Source organism: Mesorhizobium sp. M7A.F.Ca.CA.002.05.1.1 (assembly GCF_003998335.1).
Classification (GTDB): Bacteria; Pseudomonadota; Alphaproteobacteria; order Rhizobiales; family Rhizobiaceae; genus Mesorhizobium.
This window is the reverse complement of record NZ_RZQI01001298.1, coordinates 1-1,157: the sequence shown is the minus strand read 5'-3', so window position 1 is coordinate 1,157 and position 1,157 is coordinate 1. Positions and strand designations below refer to the sequence as shown.

2 protein-coding genes are annotated in these 1,157 nt (G+C 61.7%); one reads left to right on the top strand and one right to left on the bottom strand.

The genetic code is table 11. From position 1 onward, the window contains the following. Positions 1-140 precede the first annotated feature (140 nt). On the bottom strand, positions 141-746 hold the full coding sequence (locus EN939_RS35025; RefSeq protein WP_127271924.1) for an NADPH-dependent FMN reductase: 606 nt from the start codon (positions 744-746) through the stop codon (positions 141-143). A gap of 89 nt (positions 747-835) precedes the next feature. On the opposite strand from EN939_RS35025, the gene EN939_RS35020 reads away from it, so the two are divergent. After that, a partial coding sequence (locus tag EN939_RS35020; protein ID WP_164751552.1) for a winged helix-turn-helix transcriptional regulator occupies positions 836-1,157 on the top strand: 322 nt, incomplete at its 3' end.

Genomic DNA, 1,157 nt, shown 5'->3' with positions numbered 1-1,157 from the left:
TTGCCGGCGCGCATCTGGATTCGCCCGGCATCGGCCGCGTCGTCCGATCCGGCGCCAGCTTTCAATTCGAGCCGCTATAATTGAAAAAGGGCGACGCAAGCGCCGCCCCGGATCCTTGGGAGGATAACTCGAATTGGCGGTCAGGCCGCCTTGACTTCCTCGGCAACGGCGTCGGCCTGACGCGCTGCCTTGAGCACCTTGGCCCACCACGCAACATCGTTGACCAGCGCGGTGGCGGCCTGGTTCAGATGCTCGAGGTCTTCCAGCTTCTTCTCGCCCTGGCGGACGGCGAGGAAATCGCCCCAGGCGATATGGACGGCCGACTTGACCGGCGCCATCTGCAATTCGACGGCATACAGTCTAAGCTGTTCGACGGCACGCGAGCCGCCGACGCTGCCATAACCGACGAAGCCGGCCGACTTCTTGTTCCATTCATTGGCGGCGTAGTCGATGGCGTTCTTCAGCACGGCCGTCGGGCCATGATTGTATTCGGCGGCGGTGAAGATGAAGCCGTCGAATTCGGCGACCTTCTTCTGCCAGCGCTGTGCCACTTCGTTCTGCGACGGCGCCCAGGCGGAGGATGCGACCTCGTCGAAGAACGGCAGCGGGAAGTCGCGCAGATCGACGACCTCGACATCGATGTCGGCATGCGACTTGGCGATCTTGGCGATCCACTGGGTTGGCACATCGGCGAAACGAGCGGCGCGCGTCGATCCGACGACGATGGCAATTTTGGGTTTGGACATAAGGGCTCTCCTTGCACGAAGTACTGGTATCATTTGGATACCTGCGCTATATGAGATACTGGAAACGCGATGCACAAGAAGGCACTTTTTTGTTACCGAGGCACCCACATCGCTCCGAAGACTGCCGCGCCATCTCGGAAATCCTGCAGCGCGTCGGCGACAAATGGACCGTTCTGGTCGTCGGCAAGCTGGGCGACGGACCGCTGCGTTTCAACGAATTGCGCGCTGCCGTCGGCGGCATCTCGCAGAAAATGCTGACCACCACCTTGCGCGGGCTGGAGCGTGACGGCTTCGTCACCCGCACCGTGTTTCCAACCATTCCACCGCGCGTCGATTATGAGCTGACCGAGCTCGGCCACGAGCTGCTGATCCCCGTCAGCGCACTGAGCGAATGGGCGCGTGCGAACACCA

Bases quoted from the DNA above. Each gene is read 5' to 3' on its own strand.
- EN939_RS35025 (WP_127271924.1), bottom strand. From the start codon at position 746: ATGTCCAAACCCAAAATTGCCATCGTCGTCGGATCGACGCGCGCCGCT.